Below are 1,835 nucleotides of genomic sequence, written 5' to 3' on the forward strand. Positions count from 1 at the left end.
AAGATTTAATTAAATCTAACGCAAATCAAAAGCACCTCGTTCTTGGCAAACGACCGTCCGAAAATGCTTTGGTTATGCAAAGCAATGATTACCTTTCGCTCTCTCACAATGAGCTCATTCAGAAAGCGCATCGAGACGCAATTTCTGAACGAGATGACAATGTCGTGATGTCAGCAATCTTCTTGCAAGATGATCAATCAAAACCGGCCTTTGAGCACCAACTGGCGACGTTTGTCGGCATGGAAAGTTGTTTGTTGTCACAATCAGGATGGGCAGCCAATATTGGTTTACTGCAAACCATCTGCGCTCCAAACCTTCCCGTATACATCGACTTTTTCGCTCATATGTCGTTGTGGGAAGGAGCACGCACCGCTGGCGCGCAGATTCATCCTTTCATGCATAACAACATGAATCATCTGCGCAAGCAGATCCAACGCCCCGGTGCGGGAATCATCGTTGTCGATTCTGTGTATAGCACGATTGGCACAATCGCCCCGTTACGTGCCATCTACGAAATGGCGAAGGAGTTTGATTGTGGCTTAGTGGTAGATGAATCTCATTCATTAGGTACACACGGACCAAAGGGGTCTGGATTATTACAAGAACTGGGACTAACACAGATGGTGGATTTCGTTACCGTAAGTTTGGCTAAAACGTTCGCCTACCGCGCTGGTGCGATTTTAGGCCCGAACAAGCTAGCACAATCGCTGCCCTTCGTGGCCTATCCTGCGATTTTTAGCTCAACGGTTTTGCCGCAAGAAGTCGTGCGTCTAGAAAAAACACTTGAGGTAATTAAAGCGGCTGACGACAAACGTGAATGTTTGTTCAAGCGAGCCAAAGAACTCGCCATCGGATTAAAACGTATTGGGTTTAACATTCGCAGCGAATCGCAGATTATTGCTCTTGAGTGTGGAAGTGAGAGAAACACTGAACGAGTACGCGATTTCCTTGAAGAAAGAGACGTTTTCGGTGCGGTGTTTTGTCGACCGGCCACGGGCAGAAACAAGAACATCATTCGATTTTCTGTCAATGCCGACATGACAGCTCAACAAGTGGATCACGTCTTATCGGCTTGTCAGGAGGCATTTGACCATCCCGACTTAGAGTTTGTGTAAGTTGATTCGTAGTGAACGCTGAGCCTACGCTTGGCTCCAGTTAAAGATCAGAGCTCAGTTCAATCCTGAGCTCTGTTTTAAATCCAGTTAGCAATTTTATCGAAAAGGCGATTCTTATCAGCGGGTTTAACGATAAAGTCGGACATGCCGGATGAGCCAATTTTATCTAGCGTCACAGGAGAACTGTCTCCCGTATGCGCAATAATCGGCACAGATGCATACGGCTTTTCTGAGTTACGGATACGTCGCGACGCTTCTACTCCGTCCATGATTGGCATCTCAATATCCATTAAAATCAGATCGATATTTTCTTTTTCAAGAGTGTCCAATGCTTGCTGACCATCTTCCTTTTGTACCACTTCAAATCCCTGCTTCTCTAGTAACATCGCCGTAAACTTACGCAGAGACTCGTTATCATCCACAACCATGATGGTTCGCTTGATGGATTTATCTAAAGGCGCAGATGGCAGTGTTGACGAGATATAAGTGGAATCGTAAAGCAAACGCTCAATTGTAGCTTTGGTGTTTAGCAGCCACGCTTGAGTCTCTACCCAAATCGGGTCATGTCCAACTTTTTTAGCTCGTTGCGCAGGTTTGTGCTCAAAAAGATACACCACACGCGCTTCAGTAAATGAAAGTAACGATTCGATTCTGTCTAATTGGTTTTCTAAAACATCAAGGCTTTCCACATCGACAAATATCAGGTCAAATTCAAACTCG

The 1,835-nt window shown here is 45.3% G+C and carries 2 protein-coding genes; one reads left to right on the plus strand and one right to left on the minus strand.

Features of this window, described 5'->3' with window-relative positions:
• A partial coding sequence (gene cqsA, locus R7O13_RS23960; protein ID WP_318304812.1) for an alpha-hydroxyketone-type quorum-sensing autoinducer synthase occupies positions 1-1,115 on the plus strand: 1,115 nt, incomplete at its 5' end.
• A 77-nt stretch (positions 1,116-1,192) separates the two neighbouring features.
• Here the strand turns inward: cqsA and R7O13_RS23965 are convergent.
• On the minus strand, positions 1,193-1,835 hold a 643-nt coding region (locus tag R7O13_RS23965), incomplete at its 5' end, for a response regulator (RefSeq protein WP_318304813.1).

This window comes from Vibrio sp. Y176 (assembly GCF_033438945.1).